The sequence below is a fragment of the Sessilibacter sp. MAH1 genome, from assembly GCF_054658315.1.
Map to the genome: position 1 here is coordinate 345,149 of NZ_BAAGIC010000003.1, position 18,765 is coordinate 363,913.

Consider the following 18,765-nt stretch of genomic DNA (forward strand, 5'->3'; position numbering starts at 1 on the left):
AAAATAACTACAAAAAAACCTCTAATTAACTCATTCGTTATTTAATTAGAGTCTAGAAATTGAGTATGCGATTTCCAATTTCTTACAAATTTAATTATTTGCAACTCTTGAAATTGGCGGCGCAGCCTTGTGTCGCTAGAAACTCTAAATTCATCAGGGTTTCCTACAGCAACGTAAACACATGAGGGATTTTAGTATGTCAATTGCAAACCAGTTTAAAGGCTTACCCATGAAAGCATTAATCGGTGGCCCGCTTCAGGCTGCCTGTGATGCTCAGGTGCAATTAGCCAAAGCAGAAACGAATTTTATTAATGAAGTTGGTTTAATCGAGCAGGGTGGAACAGACGGTCAGCCCGGCGATTTAATGACGCGAACCGTCGACTTTAAAGCTTCTCGTCCCACAACCTTGCCGACCGGGGAAATTATTGAAGAAGTCATTTCTATTCAGGCACCTGTACTGGCAATTGTGCCAATTCCTGCGCTTTTGGTTGATGAAGTAGATATTAAATTTAATATGGAAGTTAAAAACAGTTTTGAAGAAAAACAGCAGACTGATACAAAAGGCTCGTTAAAGGCCAAAGCCGGTTGGGGGCCATTTTCGGTAAGTATTACCGGTTCGGTGAGTTCTCACAAAGAAAATACGCGCAAATCCGATAACAGCGCAAAATACGACGTTCATGTTCACGCAAAACAAATGGATGCGCCAGAAGGTTTGATGAGAATTCTCGATCATTTAATTACGGCGTGTGAGCCACGAGAAATTACCTCGGCAAAAACGTACAATCCAGAGAGTGGTGAGGCAGAAGCCGTAAAAAACGAATAAATTTTACGGTTTTTAGGCAATTAATGGCACTCGATAATGTTTATAAAGTTGAGTGCCAATACTGCTATCACGTTGTTGAACTACAGGTCTCGACATGCCAGAAAAACTCAGCCTTGGAGAAATTACCTACATTCAACGCGTCGTTGTTGGACCAACAACCGCCGATCGTATTCCTTCGCAAGAAGAAATTAACGCACAAATGGATTTTATCAACCGCTGCCTTGGTGAAGGACGTGGTCAATTGGTTGGTTCGGAGAAAGGTTTAATTGTGGTGCAAACTAGCGATCAACAATTGGTGATTCAACACTCGGTGTATCACATTGGTTTTAAACGAAAACCCAGTTGGCTCGATCATTATCGGCCGAAATCCAATGCAGCAGCGGGCATACCGGATTTTGTAAAAGATAAAATGAAACTTTAGGAGCTTTAAATTCAATACAAAATCTATTGCTCTAAAATTCCTAAAGCCATTTCTAAATTAACTTTGTTACAAAGAAAACTCTGCTACAAAGAAAACTCTGATTAAATCATGGACGAGTTAATCAGAGGTTCTTAAAGTTATTCCGTTAATACCAAAATTCGAATCGCATCTAAACGCACTTGGGCTTGGTCTAAATAGCCTAAGAGTTCGGCTTTTTCGGCTTCTAGAAAATCGATTTCTTCTTGGCGAATGTTCGGGTTTACCTGCGCAAGAGCTTTTAGGCGATCAATTTCGTAGTTTTGTTGTGCAGTTAATCGGTCTTTTGCTTCTTTAATTTTACTTGCTGCGGCTTTTTCCACTGCTTTTTGACTTGCGTTGGTGCGAGATTTAATTTCGTCACGTAAATGTTGAATAACATTTTGAGCTTGTTTTAGTGGCAGTGTTTTGGTGAGTTGTGTTAGTTGTTGGCTAGAAATAACACCGCTCAAATCTTTTCCCGATTGATCGCTTAAAATTCGAATAGACGACGCCGGTAAAAATTGGCTGAGTTGTTTGGCTTTTGGTGTCGGGCAGTGAATTAAGAAATTCGCCTCTAATAACCAGGTGCCTGCCGGTAACGCTGGCAGTTTGATGGTACACAAACATGCATTACCGTGTTCGCCGCTGGTGATCATTTCCATGGCGCCGGTGACCATGGGGTGTTCCCAAGTAATAAAGCTCAATTCTTCACGGCTCAAGGCTTTTTCGCGATTAAAGCAAACGCTAATGCCTTCATCGGGTAATTCTGGAAATGGGCTGTGCATGCTTTCACTAGGATGCAGAATTTGTGTTTGTTCGCTGTGGTCTTGATGTTCTACGCCAAATTGATCAAACACGGCCGACATGTAGTCTTCTAGTTCGTTTTCAGAACTTGCAGCGCGAATTTTTTCGATAACGGCTTGCGCTTTTTCGGGATTGCATGAGTTTAATTCTAAGAGTCGATCGCGACCTTGTTGTAGATTGCTCAGCAGTGTTTGCGCGTAGGCTGCGGTTTCGCTCACCAGAGTTTCTAATGCGGCTTTATCTTCGGGTGCTTTTAAACAGGCGCTTACTTGCTCGGCGAATTTTTCATTAATGGCGGTACCAATGGCGCAGGTGTTTTCGAAGGCGTTAATTCCTTCGTGTAACCAATGCATTAAAACTTGACCGGAGCTACCTTCAAAGTAGGGTAGGTGTAATTGCACATCTTGGGTTTGACCAATACGGTCTAAACGGCCAATGCGTTGCTCTAGTAAATCAGGATTTCCGGGTAAATCGAACAGAATTAAATCGTGCGCAAATTGGAAGTTACGACCCTCACTGCCAATTTCCGAGCAAACTAATAATTGCGCGCCATCTTCAAAATCGGCGAAATACGCAGCGCTGCGATCGCGTTCTAAAAGACTCATGCCTTCGTGGAAGACACTGGTGCGCAAACCTTGGCGTAATCGTAAATGAGCTTCTAAATCCAATGCGGTTGAAGCATTGGCGGTAATTAACAAGATTTTGTCTTGCTTGCGCTCTTTCAAGAATTGTTTTAACCAAGGAATTCTGGGGTCGGTTTCTAACCACGAGTCGTATTGTTGGGTTTCTGGATACAGTGACGCCGCATTCCAACCTTCAGGCAGTGCCATTGGGTAGGTGTGCAAAACACGTTTCGGAAAACCCTTGACGCTGGATCGAGTATTACGGAATAGAACCCGGCCGGTTCCGTGGCGATCTAATAATTCTCGAACGTGGGCAAAAATACAGGCTTCGATCTCGTGTTCATCATCCAGCGATTGAATTTGTGCCACCAAGTCTTTAACCATGTCGGGTTCGACGAATTCGACCAGATCTGCTTGCAGTTTGGCGTCGTTGACCAGAGTTTGCGCTCCGCCTTTTTCTAAAAGGGTTTGTATGATTTGGTTGACCGGCTGATAGCGTTGTTCTTCTTCGCGGTAGGCTTCTAGGCTGTGATAACGATCGGGATCGAGTAATCGTAAACGGGCAAAGTGGCTCTCAACGCCTAATTGTTCTGGGGTTGCGGTTAATAACAACAGGCTTTGGCTGCAAGAGGCTAAGTCTTCAACCGCGTTGTAATCATCGCTGGCACCGGCTTCGTTCCAATGCAGGTGATGGGCTTCGTCCACGCACAAAATGTCCCAGCCAGCTGCGCAGGCTTGGTTGAGTCGTTCTTCATTCTTGGTGAACATACTCAGTGGTGATATCACCAATTGTGCCGATTCAAACGGATTGATGCCTTCGCTGCCTTCAATATCTTCAGCGCGCTCTTCGCTCATGACAATAAATTTAAGATTAAAGCGTCGCAGCATTTCGACCAGCCATTGGTGAACAAGGCTGTCTGGAAGTGTGATCAATACCCGTGAGGCGCGTTGGTTGATCAATTGGTGATGGATAATCAAGCCAGCTTCAATGGTTTTACCCAAACCCACTTCGTCGGCGAGCAATACCCGCGGCGCATAACGATTGGCTACTTCGTTGGCGATGTACATTTGGTGATCGAGAAAATCAACCCGTGCGCCAATCAAGCCGCTGGCACCTGAGCTTTGTATGCGTTGCAGGTGATCAAGCGTGTTAAGGCGCAATTGAAAGTGTTTAGGTTTGTCGAGATTGCCCGCTAAAAGGCGCTCAAGTGGGCCGCTGAAGTGAACAAACGGATTCAGTTCGACTTCGCTCAGTTGATCGGCGTCGCCTGCGCTGTTTTTAACGCTGTAGATGATGTGACCGTGATCGGTGATCGATTGCACCTGCCAAGCTTGGTCTTCTAGGTCGTAGATAGTGTCGCCCACTTCGTATTTCACACGAGTCAGCGGTGCGTTGCGCTCTGCATAGGTTCTGATTTCGCCACAGGCGGGGTAGGTGACCGTCACGCGACGATCTTTTAATTCAATGACAACTCCCAGACCTAATTCTTTCTCGGCATTACTAATCCAACGTTGACCAATAGCATATTGAGGTGCAGACAAAACCAACTCCAATTTTCTGAATGAAACTTCGTTCCGACGAGCTTCGGACTAAAAAGCCGCGATGATAGAAATTTACGCTGGGTTTGTCACCGGAAAGGTTTGAATCAAACCCATTGACTATACTTCGAGCATAGGTTGTTCGTTGAGAGATTGATGCGTTGAATCAGGTATCTTTGTCGTTGCACGACTGTATTAAATCGAAGTGGGCAAAAACTAGGCCCCAAATCCTTGTGCCTGATCGTGCCAAAAATATCCAACGGCAAGTTGAAGTGCATTTACCTGAGCTGGTTTTGCTGGAAGATATCATCAAGCGTAACAGCGGTTGTTTTAAAGTACAGGTTGAAGCAGAAATTCCTCTCACTGCTGAGTTGAGTTTGCCACTTTATTCGCTGCATTTCGGCAATGCGGCCGTTGAAAACCCAGCGGTAATCATCACCGGCGGTGTTCATGGGGTTGAGCGTATTGGCAGCCAGGTGATTTTGGGATTTTTGCAATCGTTTACGGAACGTTTGGCTTGGGATAAGTCGGCAAATCATCTACTCGACAATATCAGTCTCACCGTTGTCCCGATTGTGAACCCTTCGGGAATGTATCTACGCAGCCGCTGTAACCGAAATGGTGTTGATTTAAATCGTAACGCGCCCTTGGATGTTGTTGATACTGACGGCTTTCATGCTCATTGGTTGGCGGGTGGGCAACGCTGGAGTCGCCGCTGGCCTTGGTTTCGAGGTAAAACCGAGCAGCTTGAAACTGAAAATCAAGTCTTAGAGCGAATACTAGACGCAGAGTCTATCAAGCGGCCCTTGGTGATCAGTCTGGATGTTCACTCAGGCTTTGGTTTTGAAGACCGGCTTTGGTTTCCTTACGCGTATCGACGTAAGCCCTTTGACCAGTTGTCCGAGGTGATGGCTTTAAAGTTGTTGTGGCAGAGAACCTGTCCCCATTACAACTATCGTTTTGAGCCGCAATCGAGCCATTATTTAACCCATGGCGATATTTGGGATTACCTGCACAAACGTGTGAAAGACAAGCAGTTATTTTTACCGCTTACGTTAGAATTGGGCTCATGGAACTGGGTTCGTAAGCGTCCTAGCCAATTGTTTTCTAGACTTGGATTATTTCATCCAATGGTTCCGCATCGCTTGCGCCGTGCGGTTCGCGATCATCAAATGTTGCTGCAATTTATTCTGCATGCTGCGGCGAGCAGTTCGGCGTGGTTACCGAACGAGCACAACCGTGACAGTTTGTGGCAATCGGCAATTAATCTTTGGTATCAGGAATTGCTATGACATGGGTTTGGCTGCGCGGCCTTGCACGAGAAACTGGCCACTGGGGTGGTTTGCCTAAGCAAGCAGAAAAACTGTTAGGCGAACCGGTGGTAACCATCGATCTTCCTGGCTTTGGTCGATTTAGCGATCGAGATGCGCCTGCTAAAACACGCAAGGTTGTCGAGTTTTTGATCGAGCAAACCCAAAATCTTACTCAAATTCATGTTTTGGGTGTGTCGCTGGGTGGATTAATTGCGTTGGAGTGGGCCAGTGTTGATCAACGTATTGTCTCGGTAACGGCAGTGAATTCATCCAATCGCCTATGTTCCATTCACCATCGTTTGAATTTTTCTAAAGCCTTAAAATTACTCGCTGCATTTGTAACCACCGATCGTGCATCGATTCGCGAATCTAAGATTTTGTCAGTGGTTAGTAACCAAGAGAATAAGGTGAGGCGGGTACATGATCTATGGTCAGAAATAGCGAGACGTCGCCCCGTAGCAATTAAACAAGTCTTGCGGCAGCTGTTTATGGCGGCAACCGCGCCGATTGTAAATCCTAAACTTTTACAACAATGCCGAGTTACGTTTATTACTAGTGAGCACGATCAGCTTGTTTCTAGTCGGTGTTCACATATCTTGGCGAGCTTCTATAGTGCTAATTTACTGGTTCACCCAACCGCAGGGCATGATTTACCATTGGATGATCCGCAGTGGTTGTTGATGCAATTGCCCATCGTGCAATCACATACGGAGTCAGCTCAGCCGAAAGCTAGTGACGTTTAATGGCGTCCCAAACAATCAACCCTAGTTTGAGTCTTATGTGGTTAGAGTTTGTTGTAACACACAGGCTCAATCTTAAGGTTGGTTTAATTGAACAAAACTCTGTCTAAACAGACGAATAAGTTATAGGAAACTCTGATTAACTTAGAGTTTCTAGCGACACAAGGATGTGTCGCCAATTTCAGGAACTGTAAGTGAATGAAATTGTGAAGAAATTGGAAATCGCATTTTCAATTTCTGTCCTCTGATTAAATCATGGATGAGTTAATCAGAGGTTCCTATAAGTGTTGATGATGCGTGACCGGCACCAACGTCATCGAGACTTGTTTTATAACAATAAATAAACCTTATCGTTACATTTCTGGCTGTTCTCGATAAATATCGCAAGCTAACACTTGCTAACCGATTTTATATTTCATGAGCCAAATCTCTCGGGGGAGATATGACAGATTCAGTTTTTAAAGACTCAACTTTACCACTTGCTCTTGTTACGGGTGCCGGTAGCGGTATTGGTGCTGGTATTGCCAAACATCTTGCGGCGAATGGCCACAAAGTTATGGTTACCGATCTTGATATTAATGCGGCAAGTAAAGTTGTTGAAGAAATTCAAAGCGAAAATGGCATTGCTATGCCTTTTGCTTTAAATGTAACCAAGCAAGAAGATATTGAAGCCGCTGTTGCTGCCGCAGGTAAGGTGGATGTACTGGTAAACAACGCCGGTATTCAGTACGTATCAAAATTGGAAGAGTTTCCGGTTGATCGCTGGAAAATGCTGATTGATATTTTATTAACCGGCCCAGCCATGCTAACGCGCGAAGTGTTACCGGGCATGAAGGCAAGTGGCTCTGGTCGTATTGTTAATGTCGGCTCTATTCATGCTTTAATCGCCTCGCCATTTAAAAGTGCTTACGTTGCGGCAAAGCACGGTTTAATTGGGTTTTCGAAAGTAATCGCCCTAGAAGTGGCGGAGTTCGATATTACCATCAACACACTTTGCCCTGCCTACGTTAAAACTCCGTTGGTTGAAAAACAAATCGCCGATCAGGCTCGTGAGCACGGCATTTCTGAAGAAGAGGTTGTAAACAACATTATGTTGCAACCTATGCCGAAAAAATCCTTCATCAGTATCGAAGAGATGTGCGGTGCGGTTGATTTTCTGTTGTCACCGGTAGCACGTAATATGACGGCGCAAGCCATTGTTTTAGATGGTGCTTGGACTGCTCGATAAGCATTTTAATATCGAGCACTTTAACGCTATATAACAGCTTAGAAATCTCTGATTTATTTCTGCTTAAATTGTAATGGAATTAATCAGGGGTTTCTTTATTCAGTTTTATTTGCTCATCAGCAATTTGTTTTAATGGAACAGCTTGTATTTAACAGAACAAGTCGTATTTAACCGATTGTTTTTAACTCAAATCTCTCCATGGCATCTGCCGCATTTAGGATTATCCAAAGATTACCACCCAATAAATATGCCTAATTTTTTTGCGAAACAAGTGATTCGGTAGAAGGCATTGATCACCCAAGTACAGATGTAGTTTCTTTGGGTTCAGTAAACGCTTATCTTATAAGTACAAACGGTTGATAGGTTCAATAAAGCAACCGGCAAATTGTTTGATTTATCATCAAACAGCATCGATAAAGAGAGTCGTTAAAAAAAGTCGTTAAAAAGAACAGTTAATTAAAGCGAGTAGTTTAAAAAGTAGTTTAAAAAAAGCAGTTACGAAAGAGTTGTTAAAGAAAGTCGGCAAAAAGAGGTGGCATATGAAGGTACACATTGAAATTGATTTAACACCCGAAGAGGCCCGGGAGTTGTTAGGTTTTACCGGAGTGGATCGTTTTCAGCAGCTTTTTTTCAACACCATGAAGTCAGAATGGGGAAAAGAAACACACCCAATGTTTGACCTTTATCAGAATTTCGTCAAACAGTCCCAAGAGTTTATGGAAAAGTATGCCAGCTCAAGTGACAGTGGTAACACAAAACGCTGAAACTTCGGCAGCTTGCTGGCCAGATAACAGCTGCGAGTTTTTAGGTGCCCAAAGACTTAGCAGCCTATCGCTTAATTTAGAGGAGCCTTTGGTTAATGTTATTCTGATTTAATCGGAGGACAGAAATTGAAAATGCAATTTCCAATTTCTTCACAATTTCCATAACCTATTGTTATTGAAATTGGCGATGCACCCTTGTATCGATAGAAGCTCTGGGTTAATTAGAGTTTCCCATAAACATAATAGCGCTACTAACAAATCAGGAGTGTTCGTGATGGATCAAGTTGAGAAACAACAAATATTGCAATACGTTGACAAGTATAGAGGTTTATTCAACGAGATCGCCAATGAAGTTATGATGCGATTCCTTGCCGGTGGTAAAGCTGAAATTAATCCACTGACCAATGCTGACAAATTTATGAATGTGCTTTCGCGTGGTGTTAAGGTTGATCCTAGCAAAATCATGCAAGAGCAAATGCGATTTTTAGAATCGCAAATGAAGCTGTGGCAAAACACCGCCCAAGCATTTATGAACAGCGAAAAACCGGCTCCGGTGGTTGAGCCACCTCGTGGTGATCGTCGCTTTAAAGATGATCAGTGGGATACCAATCCCATGTTTAGCTACTTTAAACAAGCCTATTTATTGAATTCGCAAACCATGCAAAACATGGTTGATTTACTCGAATTCGAAGACAATAAAACCGCCGAACAGGTTAAATTTTTTACCCGCCAATACATTAATTCTCTATCGCCAACCAACTATGCGTTAACCAATCCCGAAGTTTGTCGCGATATTCTCGAAACCGAAGGTGAATGTCTGGCTCGTGGTATTGATAATTTTGTTCGCGATTTAGAAAACAGTCCGCTTGAAGCCTTTAAAGTCGGGCAGGTTGGTCTTGATGCCTTCGAAATTGGTAAAGACTTGGCAACGACACCTGGCGATGTGGTTTTCCAAAATGATTTATTTCAATTAATTCAATATTCGCCGAGCACAGCAAAAGTTCACGAAAAGCCGTTATTAATTGTTTCGCCGTTTATTAACAAATACTACATTCTTGATTTAGACAAAAAGAAATCGATGGTGAAGTGGTTGGTTGATCAAGGTTTTACCGTATTTATTATGTCGTGGGTGAATGCAGATGCACGCCATAAAGATAAAACCTTCGACTCCTATGTTGTTGACGGCGTTATTCAAGCGTTAAAAGTCTGTGCAGAAATCTCAGGTGTGAGTTCTGTAAATGCGCTCGGATACTGCATTGGTGGTACGGTATTGGGTGTTGCTGCGTCTGTATTAAAGAAAAAGCGTAGCAAATTATTAAATTCAATGTCGTTACTCACGACCTTATTTGATTTTTCTGAACCCGGCGAAGCCGGAAATTATATTTCCGAACAATCCTATACGCTGGTGGAACAATCCGCGAATACCAAAGGATATTTTGACGGACGGATTCTCGCCTACTGCTTTAGCCTATTGCGTGAAAACAATTTATTCTGGTCATTCTTTGTTGATAATTATTTAAAAGGCAAAGACCCACTGCCATTTGATATTCTGTACTGGAATTCCGACTCTACCAATATTCCTGCAAAAGCGTTTTTGTATTACCTACGCAACACTTATTTGGATAATCGCATTAAAGAACCTAATGCCATATCCGTCGATGGTGTAGAGGTTGATTTAGGCGCGATTGACGTTCCAACCTACGCGCTTGCTACCTCTAACGACCACATCGTTTTATGGCAAGCCGCTTATGAGAGTATCAAGGTGCTCACAAAAGCCAAGGTTCGTTTTGTACTGGCTGGTTCTGGGCATGTAGCCGGTGTCGTGAATCCGCCGGATGATTCCAAATACGACCATTGGGTCAACACTCGCAACCCAAAAACCTCCGATGAATGGCTAAAAAGCGCCAAACAAAAAGAAGGCTCTTGGTGGCTGGATTGGCGCGAGTGGTTATCTGAATTATCGGGTGAACAGGTTGATGCACCTAAACAACCCGGTAACGCACAACACAAATCCCTTGAAGCCGCACCCGGCAGCTACGTGAAAGTTCGTGTTGAGAAAATAGAAGCACCTGTTAAGCCAGAGGCCGAACCGGTTGCTGAATAAGCCGATTGAGCGCTTATTATCACTTATACTGCGGTAGCGTTTATCGCGCCGCAGCGCTACCCACAAATTGACTAAATTGAGGCATGTTCGAGTCTCTTTTGTCCAGCTTAGCTAAAGTCGCTATACTCACTGATATTTATACTGTGCGAGACTCTAAGTGATTATCATCAAAAAGTACCCAAATCGACGACTGTACGATACCTCTCAAAGCCAATACATCAACTTGGAGTACATCAAGACTTTGGTGATGCAGCATCATGAGTTTCAAATCATTGATTCTAAAACCGAGGATGATCTCACCAAGAGTATTCTGCTTCAGATCATCTCTGAGCAGGAGTCTAACGATCAGCAATCTGTTCTTACCAATCAAGTACTTAAGCAGTTGATCCGCTTTTACGATTCAGACATGCAGGTGTTTTTGCGCATGTATCTTGAGCAAAGCATGGCGAATTTCCTAGAGCAACAAGATGCTATGCAAAGTGTTATGCGCAACATCTTAGATACTTCTCCTATTGGAATCTTTGGCCAAATGTTTGAGAAGAATATGGATTTTTGGCGAACAATCTCCAAGCACAATGCCGATAAAAACTCTGAGGAATAAGAGTTTTCTCTCTTATTTAAAATCTGTAAGTCCTTTTTGCTGCAAAGCAGCAAAAAGTGGTTGACCTAAAAATACGTTCCTCCTATTATCATCACAGTTTTATTGTGCGCTGCAGCATCAAGGCGCGGCATTACAAAAAATGTTATGCATTGAAAGCGTTTAGCAATAATGGCGTTTAGCATCTAATAGGTACCAGGAGAAACTCATGTTTGATAAAATTGTAGAACAAGCGCAGACAGCTTCTAAACCATTCAGTGAAATGATGACTATCAATGCTGAGGTTTTAGAAAAATTTGCTGAAAAGCAAACTTCACTTCTAACCGGTGTAATGAATGACAGCATCGAGTACGCGAAAGATCTTGCGTCTCAAAAAGATTTGGCTGGTATTTATGAAACACAAAAATCTTACGCTGAAGGTCTTCAAGAAAAAATGATGACCAGCGCAAAAGAAACCTACGCTCTGATGACTGATACTTCTGAAAAAATGTCAGAACTCTTTAATGGAGCATTTTCAGAAATAAAAAAGTTTGAAGCGGCAGTAACAACGCCGCAAGCTGCAAAATCTGCTCCTCGTGCAAAAGCTCCAGCGAAAGCTAAGGCGCCAGCACCTAAGGATGAAGAAGCTGCTAGCTAAATAAAAACTCCCTTGGGTAATTTTTTACCCGAGGGAGTTGAAATAAAAATTCTTATTAGGTTTAGAAGTTTTATTAAATAAAGTGTTTTAATGCGAAAGGTTTTGTTTTTGAGTGTTAAGACGATTTATTTAATAGCATTGGAATTGTTTAATAAAATTTAGTAAAAAATTTTAGTTTTGTTTGTTGATGTTTATTAAAAAGTAAAATAATAAAATAATTGTTATCACAAGCTGCTCATCAAAATATGTAACCGTATAAAAGATGCTTTAGAGTTTTCTAGATGTATCGTTTAACGAGTTTAAACCTCTAAAGAATTGCATGTACCAAAAAATATGCTGGTATTGATGCAGGGAATCATCAAAGTTTTCGCAGGCTGCGCTCGTAATGTTTTTCTTTTAGTTGAATGTTATGTCAGTAAGTTAAAGAAAATTTTCCGAGATTTAATATTCTAGATTTGTGAGATTTATTTAAAGGCTTTAATTGATGAAAATACTTAAAGCCTTCGATAGAAAATTTTAGATATCTGATTTGACGTTAAGCTATTAAAGTAAAGTTGAGATTTGATATCCATCGTCTTGTTGTAGCGCTTGTAGTTGTGCCCGGGTACTCCCCGGGCTTTTTTTTATTTATTCGACGTGTGTCACAAGTACCGATAACTTATCAATTTTAGCTTCTAGCTTATCGCCACGCTCTAGTGCGCCAACTCCGGCTGGTGTACCTGTAAAAATTAAATCACCGGGTTGCAGTGAAAAATATTCCGAGAGTTTAGAAATGATTTCTGGAATTCGCCAAATCATTTGATTCAAATTTCCAGATTGTTTTAACTCTTGGTTAATTTTTAAGGTAATTAATCCTTCGTTGAGATGTCCGCAATCTTTATGTGAGGTTATTGCGCCAACCACGGCAGAATGATCAAACGCTTTTGCTGTACACCAAGGGTGTCCTTTTTCTTTGGCAGATTTTTGCAGGTCGCGTCGAGTCAGGTCTAAACCAACAGCGTAACCAAAAATCATTGCGGTTGCGGCGTCAACCGAAACATTCGTGCCGCCGCGCTCAAGAGCAACAACCAGTTCCACTTCATGATGCAGTTCTTCGGTCTTGCTGGGATATTTTATAGGGTGATTGGGTGGAACCACAGCATCAGCAGGTTTGGTGAAAAAAAAGGGTGGTTCTTTGTTTGGGTCGGCACCCATTTCGATGGCGTGGTCGGAATAGTTTCGACCAACACAGTAAATACGTCTTACGGGAAAGCGATGGTCGCTGCCCACTACAGGTAGGGTTGATGGCTCTGTAGCCGGAAATACCATGGTCATAGCGGGTACCTGTTGAGTTGTAGTTGAAGTAAAAAGCGTGTATTAATTATCTCTATTATTACGTATTGATATTATTGGTTTTATTTTTATGTAAAACACTCTTTAAAACTGAATTGGTTTAGATTTAACCAATTTTTGAGGGCCAATTATAATGTATAAAGATTTATATTTAAATTGCAAATATATGCCCTTAAAAGGCTAATTTTATAATAGAAAATATCTGGTTTATTGTGTTCTGTGATGTTTTTTGTTTCGTGGTTTTTATTTTTTAACGCAGTAAATTCTAATTCAGTAATTTTGTGGCTAATCAGAGGCTTCTAAATTGTTGCATCAATTTTATTGTTGTTTATTTCTATTCGTAATCGGTTATGAATAAAGTCGAAGTCTCTACTGCGTTTTATATCTTCCATAAGTACATGAGCTTCTGGATAGGTTAATTTTAAATACGATAACCATTGTTTTAGTCGGTTACCTAAAAATTTATTGGGATGAGTATAGGTTGTTTGCAAAAAATACCTTAATACATAGTGTGCAACTTTACACCAAGGCATTGCTTCGATAGGTTCACCATTTAGGGCGCATTTTATTTGCAGTGCGAGGTCCGGTTTGGCAAGTAAGCCGCGGCCTATCATTACATCAACACAACCACTTTGATCACGCGCCTTAAAATAGTCGTCAACCGTCCAAATTTCGCCGTTAATGATGACATTAATAGAAAGTTGTTCCTGAATTGCCTTAACGTAGCTCCAATAGGCAGGCGGTTTATACCCATCGACTTTACTGCGTGCGTGTACAACCAGTTCTTCGGCGCCGGCGCTTTCTAAGGCTTGTGCGTTTTCTAAAAAGCCAATTTTTTCTTCATAACCTAAGCGCATCTTCGCGGAAAGTTTAACGCCTTGGGGTAGAGATTGTTTGGTAGTGCTGACAATTTTAAATAGGGTGTCAGTCTTTTTTAGAAGAATTGCTCCACCTTCACTTTTGTTGACTGTTTTGGCGGGGCAACCAAAATTTAAGTCGATGGTTTTAGCACCTATTTTACTTGCTTTAACCGCGTTTAAGGCGATTGCCTCGGGATTGCTGCCAAGTAACTGCACGGACACTGGAACCCTGTGTTCAGTCTCACAATCACTAAGAATCTCTGGGAAGTGTTTGAGAAAAACTCGTGACGGGAGAGCGTGATTGGTTACACGAATAAATTCGGTAACGCAGCCATCGATGCCGCCAATTTCCGTCAGTATTTTTCGCATATGAAAGTCAACGACACCTTCCATCGGTGCTAGTAGGACTTTTGGCGATCGAGATTTGTTATTGGCGAGATTGTTTAGCAAGTGCGTAACTCTGTGACAATGTGAATGTGATCAGTGCGCTTAATGATTTTGGATGGCGAATTGTAATCGAATTAGATTCTATAGCCTCTTTATTTAAGGGTTTGAAATCCTATGACGTTGAATAGCATGCTCTAGGAGAGATTTTTTCTTTTTGTGCGTAATTAGGGATTATTTAACGAATTTGGAAACATTTAGTTTCTTTTTCTTTGCTATTCGGTGAATTTATAAGCTGTTTATGTTTCATAAACCTTGTAGTTACAAATAGAGTTAACTACAGATGTCTTGTATTACGCTTCTATGAAGAATTGTACTAATTTCAGGCTGTGTATGTAACTCTTTGATCTATAAGAATAATTTATTTTTCAGTTTTGGATAATGGGTTTGTAGTTCTGGGGCAAACTTGCCTACAAATTTTTTCGTCGCTACATTGACTGAACACTTTCGATGCTCTAACTCTTTGTAATTGAAACAAATTTTACGGGGCTTTTTACTCCTGCGGGAGTCTTTTGCTTGTCTGAAAAACGATTGTTTTATTAATAATTTCAACGAGTTCCGGGTGTTTCCTTTAGTTGATTAAGCAGGTCGGTATAGATCTTATGGCTGATTCGATATTACAACAGGGTTTCGACTTAATGTTGTTCGGTATGGGAACGGTGATGGTGTTTTTGGCGTTACTGGTGGTTGCGATGAATGTAATGTCATCGGTGATAGCCAAATTCCAGCCATCGCCCGTGGTTACCGAAAAACAACCTTCAACAGAAGTTTCTGCTTCTGCCACTGTTGACCCCCATCTTTTTAAAGTTATTCAAGCGGCACTAGATCAGCATCGTAAGCGCTGATTGCCTCGATTGTTTGAATACTTAAGCTCAGAGAAACATTATGGCTAACGAAAATAAACCTCTAGGAATTACCGACGTAGTTTTGCGTGATGCGCATCAATCGTTATTTGCAACGCGTATGCGTTTAGATGACATGCTACCCATTGCCGAGAAACTCGACCAAGTAGGATTTTGGTCTTTAGAGACCTGGGGTGGCGCGACTTTTGATGCGTGTATTCGATATTTGGGCGAAGACCCTTGGGATCGAATTCGTCAGCTGAAAAAAGCTATGCCTAAAACTCCCATGCAGATGCTATTTCGTGGTCAAAATATTTTGGGTTATCGCCATTACGCCGACGATGTTGTAACCAAGTTTGTTGAGCGTTGCGCAGTGAATGGAGTAGATGTATTCCGTGTTTTCGACGCAATGAACGACATGCGCAACTTAGAGACTGCTCTTAAAGCCGTTAAGGATGTTGGTAAGCACGCTCAAGGTACTATTTCGTTCACGCTAAGCCCTGTTCACAATCTAGAAATGTGGGTTGATATGGGGAAGCGTATTGAAGATACCGGTGCCGATTCGATCGCCATTAAAGACATGGCTGGGCTCTTAAAACCTTATTATGGTTATGAGTTGGTTAAGCGCCTGAAGGAATCTTGCTCGATTCCAATCCATATGCAATGCCACGCGACAACTGGTTTATCAACCGCTACTGCATTGAAATGTATCGAAGCAGGTATCGATAACATTGATACCGCCATTTCTTCTATGTCGATGACTTATGGACACAGTCCAACCGAATCCGTTGTGGCCATTCTTGAAGGAACCGAACGCGATACCGGCTTAGATTTGAATTTACTCGAAGAAATTGCAGCGTATTTCCGCGAGGTTCGTAAAAAATACGCGAAATTTGAAGGTTCGCTTCGTGGTGTAGATTCACGAATTTTAACGGCGCAGGTTCCCGGTGGCATGCTCACCAACATGGAAAACCAACTCCGTGACCAGGGTGCGACCGATAAATTTGATGCGGTTTTAGAAGAGATCCCTAGAGTTCGTGAAGATCTCGGTTTTATTCCTTTGGTAACTCCAACCTCTCAAATCGTGGGTACTCAAGCGGTACTGAACGTGTTGACTGGCGAACGTTACAAATCGATCTCTAAAGAAACTCAGGGCGTGCTCAAAGGTGAATATGGTGCAACTCCAGCACCCGTAAATGCCGAGCTACAAGCTCGCGTGTTGGATGGTGCCGAAGCAATTACTTGCCGTCCGGCAGATTTACTTGAGCCTGAAATGGACAAGTTAAAAACCGAGTTACTAGAGCTTGCCGCTGAAAAGGGCATTGCGTTGACCAAAGGCGAAGGTCAGATCGATGATGTATTGACCTACGCTTTGTTTCCGCAAGTTGGTCTTAAATTCCTTGAAAATCGTGATAATCCTTCTGCTTTTGAACCTAAGCCGGGTGTGCCTGAGCCTGTTAAAAATGAAGCTGGCGAAGAGATTTACACCGTCACCGTTGACGGTAAGAGCTACACCGTTGCCGTTGCTGAAGGTGGTGATATTTCGTCATTGGCGCCGATTGGTGGTGCTGTAGTGCCTTCGGCATCCGCGGCAACTCCGGCACCTGTAAGCGGTGGTGAGCCAGTAGCAGCGCCTCTGGCGGGTAACATTGTTAAGATTGTTGTGAAACCCGGCCAAGCTGTTGCTGCGGGCGAGGTGCTTATAATTTTGGAAGCCATGAAGATGGAGACCAATATTTCTGCGCCAAAAGCCGGTACGGTTACAACTATTGATGTTAAGGCGGGTGATTCGGTTGCTGTCGGCGACTGTTTACTCAGCCTCGCCTAAACCGGAGGTTACACGTGGAAAGTATGCTAGCCCTATGGCAAGACTCCGGTTTGTACAACATGACCGGCGGCCAGATCATTATGATCTTGGTTGGAATGCTGTTGTTGTATCTTGCTATTCAGAAAAATTTTGAACCACTACTGCTGATTCCAATCGGTTTTGGTGGAATATTAGCCAATATTCCTGGGGCTGACTTGGCGCTCTCGGCTGCCGAGGCGGCCATTGCCAGTGGTGATCCTGAAGTTTTAAAAGCCATGGCTCAGGCTTTAGGTGTTGAGCAATGGCAAAACCTTAAACTATTAAAAGCGGCTTACGGGAATTCTACCGCCGAAATTCACTTGGCGGCTGTGCAAACGGCGGAGAACTTTGGTTTCACCAATGGCATGTTGTATAACTTTTACTCGGTTGCTATTGCGTCTGGTGTTGCGCCCCTAGTAATTTTTATGGGTGTTGGTGCAATGACGGATTTCGGCCCGTTATTGGCGAATCCTAAAACATTGTTTTTGGGTGCTGCCGCTCAGTTTGGGATTTTTGCCACAGTGCTTGGTGCTGTGGGCTTAAACGCTGCCGGTCTTATGGATTTTTCCATCGCAGATGCTGCGGCCATTGGTATTATTGGTGGCGCGGATGGCCCAACCGCGATCTATGTTGCGTCTTTGCTGGCTCCAGATTTACTGGGGGCGATTGCTGTGGCTGCCTATTCCTACATGGCTTTGGTACCAATGATTCAGCCGCCGATCATGCGTGCGTTAACCACGCAATCGGAACGCGAAATTGTTATGAGTCAGCTGCGCGAAGTATCTAAGGCTGAAAAGATCATCTTCCCAATTGTGATTTTGATTTTGGTCGCATTGTTCCTGCCATCAGCGGCGCCACTGCTAGGTATGTTCTGCTTCGGTAATCTTATGAAAGAATGTGGGGTTGTTAATCGCTTGAGCGATACTGCCCAGAATGCATTGATCAATATCACCACTATTTTCTTGGGTCTTTCGGTTGGCTCTAAGCTAGCGGCTGACAAGTTCTTAGATCCTAAAACCTTGGGTATTTTGGCGTTAGGTATTGTGGCCTTTGGTATTGGCACCGCAATGGGTGTTTTGATGGCTAAACTTATGAATCAATTTAGCAAGCATAAGATTAACCCGTTGATTGGTTCTGCCGGTGTGTCTGCGGTACCCATGGCTGCTCGTGTGTCCAACAAGATTGGTCTTGAGTCTAACCCACACAACTTTTTGCTCATGCATGCCATGGGGCCAAACGTTGCGGGTGTTATTGGTTCTGCGGTTGCCGCTGGTGTGATGATATCCATGGTGCAGAGCTTTTTAGGTTCTTAATTAACACATTCAGCACTATTCTAAATTCAGTACTATTCTAAAAAGAGTATTGTTCTAAAGAGCCTACTGCGGTTGCGTGGTAGGCTTTTTTGTTTGTGGTTTATAAGTTGATTTTTGATTATGTATAAAATCATTGTTTATGTTCCCAGTGAGTCCAAAGAAACCGTTAAATCTGCATTATTTGATGCGGGGGCTGGAAGAATTGGCGATTACGCCTGTTGCTGTTGGGAGGTGCTAGGTCAGGAGCAGTTTTTGCCTTTGCCAAATAGCCAACCATACTTAGGGCAAGAGGGCGAATTGGAGCGAGTGCCGGAGTTTCGATTAGAGCTGGTTTGCGAGGCGGCGCTGATTAAAACGGCAGTGTTAAAAATGATCGAGGCTCATCCCTATGAAGAGCCCGCTTATCAAGTGCTGCCGTTTTTAACGCTTGCGGACCTTTAGTCCAATTATTGTTGCTAATCCGTTCCTGAATAATTGCTTGCTGATGTGTCGATTGAGCTAATAAATAACTCGTGC

Annotated in this window: 16 protein-coding genes; 13 read left to right on the top strand and 3 right to left on the bottom strand. The window is 42.8% G+C overall.

Features of this window, described 5'->3' with window-relative positions; all coding sequences use genetic code 11:
* Window positions 1-196: 196 nt before the first annotated feature.
* A complete protein-coding gene (locus ACYQ28_RS04890; RefSeq protein ID WP_460048170.1) occupies window positions 197-823 on the top strand; it encodes a DUF2589 domain-containing protein in 627 nt (208 codons plus the stop codon).
* A gap of 94 nt (window positions 824-917) precedes the next feature.
* A complete protein-coding gene (locus ACYQ28_RS04895; RefSeq protein ID WP_460048169.1) occupies window positions 918-1,244 on the top strand; it encodes a hypothetical protein in 327 nt (108 codons plus the stop codon).
* A 137-nt stretch (window positions 1,245-1,381) separates the two neighbouring features.
* Here the strand turns inward: ACYQ28_RS04895 and rapA are convergent, their stop codons facing one another.
* Window positions 1,382-4,231: an RNA polymerase-associated protein RapA gene (gene rapA / locus ACYQ28_RS04900; protein WP_460048168.1), complete on the bottom strand. Its 2,850-nt coding sequence runs from the start codon at window positions 4,229-4,231 to the stop codon at window positions 1,382-1,384.
* A gap of 158 nt (window positions 4,232-4,389) precedes the next feature.
* On the opposite strand from rapA, the gene ACYQ28_RS04905 reads away from it, so the two are divergent.
* From ACYQ28_RS04905 to ACYQ28_RS04935, 7 genes are all read left to right on the top strand, one after another.
* Window positions 4,390-5,520, top strand: coding sequence for a DUF2817 domain-containing protein (locus tag ACYQ28_RS04905; RefSeq protein ID WP_460048167.1), 1,131 nt, complete (start codon window positions 4,390-4,392; stop codon window positions 5,518-5,520).
* Window positions 5,517-6,284, top strand: a complete 768-nt coding sequence (locus tag ACYQ28_RS04910) for an alpha/beta fold hydrolase (protein ID WP_460048166.1) — start codon at window positions 5,517-5,519, stop codon at window positions 6,282-6,284. Before ACYQ28_RS04905 ends, ACYQ28_RS04910 begins: the two co-directional genes overlap by 4 nt.
* A 439-nt stretch (window positions 6,285-6,723) precedes the next feature.
* The gene (locus tag ACYQ28_RS04915) at window positions 6,724-7,509 is read left to right on the top strand and encodes a 3-hydroxybutyrate dehydrogenase (RefSeq protein WP_460048165.1); all 786 of its coding nucleotides are present in this window, start codon (window positions 6,724-6,726) and stop codon (window positions 7,507-7,509) included.
* A gap of 539 nt (window positions 7,510-8,048) precedes the next feature.
* The gene (locus ACYQ28_RS04920) at window positions 8,049-8,273 is read left to right on the top strand and encodes a hypothetical protein (RefSeq protein ID WP_460048163.1); all 225 of its coding nucleotides are present in this window, start codon (window positions 8,049-8,051) and stop codon (window positions 8,271-8,273) included.
* Window positions 8,274-8,547: 274 nt separating this feature from the next.
* A complete protein-coding gene (gene phaC, locus ACYQ28_RS04925) occupies window positions 8,548-10,377 on the top strand; it encodes a class I poly(R)-hydroxyalkanoic acid synthase (protein ID WP_460048162.1) in 1,830 nt (609 codons plus the stop codon).
* A 157-nt stretch (window positions 10,378-10,534) separates the two neighbouring features.
* On the top strand, window positions 10,535-10,978 hold the full coding sequence (gene phaR, locus ACYQ28_RS04930) for a polyhydroxyalkanoate synthesis repressor PhaR (RefSeq protein WP_460048160.1): 444 nt from the start codon (window positions 10,535-10,537) through the stop codon (window positions 10,976-10,978).
* A 205-nt stretch (window positions 10,979-11,183) separates the two neighbouring features.
* Window positions 11,184-11,612 (top strand): phasin family protein, encoded by a 429-nt coding sequence (locus tag ACYQ28_RS04935; RefSeq protein WP_460048159.1) that lies wholly within the window; start codon window positions 11,184-11,186, stop codon window positions 11,610-11,612.
* Between the two features lie 627 nt (window positions 11,613-12,239).
* On the opposite strand, the gene ACYQ28_RS04940 is transcribed toward ACYQ28_RS04935, so the two are convergent.
* Together ACYQ28_RS04940 and ACYQ28_RS04945 are read right to left on the bottom strand one after the other, a co-directional pair.
* Entirely contained in the window at window positions 12,240-12,926 is a 687-nt protein-coding gene (locus tag ACYQ28_RS04940) for a fumarylacetoacetate hydrolase family protein (RefSeq protein ID WP_460048158.1), read from the bottom strand.
* Window positions 12,927-13,243: 317 nt separating this feature from the next.
* Entirely contained in the window at window positions 13,244-14,254 is a 1,011-nt protein-coding gene (locus ACYQ28_RS04945) for a tRNA dihydrouridine synthase (protein WP_460048157.1), read from the bottom strand.
* A gap of 596 nt (window positions 14,255-14,850) precedes the next feature.
* Here ACYQ28_RS04945 and ACYQ28_RS04950 point away from each other — a divergent pair.
* The 4 genes from ACYQ28_RS04950 (at window position 14,851) to ACYQ28_RS04965 (ending at window position 18,690) form a co-directional block, all read left to right on the top strand.
* Entirely contained in the window at window positions 14,851-15,093 is a 243-nt protein-coding gene (locus ACYQ28_RS04950; protein WP_460048156.1) for an OadG family protein, read from the top strand.
* Between the two features lie 40 nt (window positions 15,094-15,133).
* Window positions 15,134-16,918, top strand: a complete 1,785-nt coding sequence (gene oadA, locus ACYQ28_RS04955; RefSeq protein ID WP_460048154.1) for a sodium-extruding oxaloacetate decarboxylase subunit alpha — start codon at window positions 15,134-15,136, stop codon at window positions 16,916-16,918.
* A 23-nt stretch (window positions 16,919-16,941) separates the two neighbouring features.
* Complete coding sequence (locus tag ACYQ28_RS04960) at window positions 16,942-18,249, top strand: sodium ion-translocating decarboxylase subunit beta (RefSeq protein ID WP_460048529.1); 1,308 nt, start codon at window positions 16,942-16,944, stop codon at window positions 18,247-18,249.
* Between the two features lie 120 nt (window positions 18,250-18,369).
* The gene (locus ACYQ28_RS04965) at window positions 18,370-18,690 is read left to right on the top strand and encodes an NGG1p interacting factor NIF3 (RefSeq protein WP_460048153.1); all 321 of its coding nucleotides are present in this window, start codon (window positions 18,370-18,372) and stop codon (window positions 18,688-18,690) included.
* Window positions 18,691-18,765: the final 75 nt, after the last annotated feature.

Excerpts from the sequence above, each read along its gene's own strand:
- ACYQ28_RS04920 (WP_460048163.1), top strand. The coding sequence starts at position 8,049 with ATGAAGGTACACATTGAAATTGATTTAACACCCGAAGAGGCCCGGGAG.
- ACYQ28_RS04915 (WP_460048165.1), top strand. The coding sequence starts at position 6,724 with ATGACAGATTCAGTTTTTAAAGACTCAACTTTACCACTTGCTCTTGTT.
- ACYQ28_RS04895 (WP_460048169.1), top strand. The coding sequence starts at position 918 with ATGCCAGAAAAACTCAGCCTTGGAGAAATTACCTACATTCAACGCGTC.
- ACYQ28_RS04940 (WP_460048158.1), bottom strand. The coding sequence starts at position 12,926 with ATGACCATGGTATTTCCGGCTACAGAGCCATCAACCCTACCTGTAGTG.
- ACYQ28_RS04965 (WP_460048153.1), top strand. The coding sequence starts at position 18,370 with ATGTATAAAATCATTGTTTATGTTCCCAGTGAGTCCAAAGAAACCGTT.
- ACYQ28_RS04910 (WP_460048166.1), top strand. The coding sequence starts at position 5,517 with ATGACATGGGTTTGGCTGCGCGGCCTTGCACGAGAAACTGGCCACTGG.
- ACYQ28_RS04890 (WP_460048170.1), top strand. The coding sequence starts at position 197 with ATGTCAATTGCAAACCAGTTTAAAGGCTTACCCATGAAAGCATTAATC.
- ACYQ28_RS04950 (WP_460048156.1), top strand. The coding sequence starts at position 14,851 with ATGGCTGATTCGATATTACAACAGGGTTTCGACTTAATGTTGTTCGGT.
- oadA (WP_460048154.1), top strand. The coding sequence starts at position 15,134 with ATGGCTAACGAAAATAAACCTCTAGGAATTACCGACGTAGTTTTGCGT.
- phaC (WP_460048162.1), top strand. The coding sequence starts at position 8,548 with ATGGATCAAGTTGAGAAACAACAAATATTGCAATACGTTGACAAGTAT.
- ACYQ28_RS04960 (WP_460048529.1), top strand. The coding sequence starts at position 16,942 with ATGCTAGCCCTATGGCAAGACTCCGGTTTGTACAACATGACCGGCGGC.
- ACYQ28_RS04935 (WP_460048159.1), top strand. The coding sequence starts at position 11,184 with ATGTTTGATAAAATTGTAGAACAAGCGCAGACAGCTTCTAAACCATTC.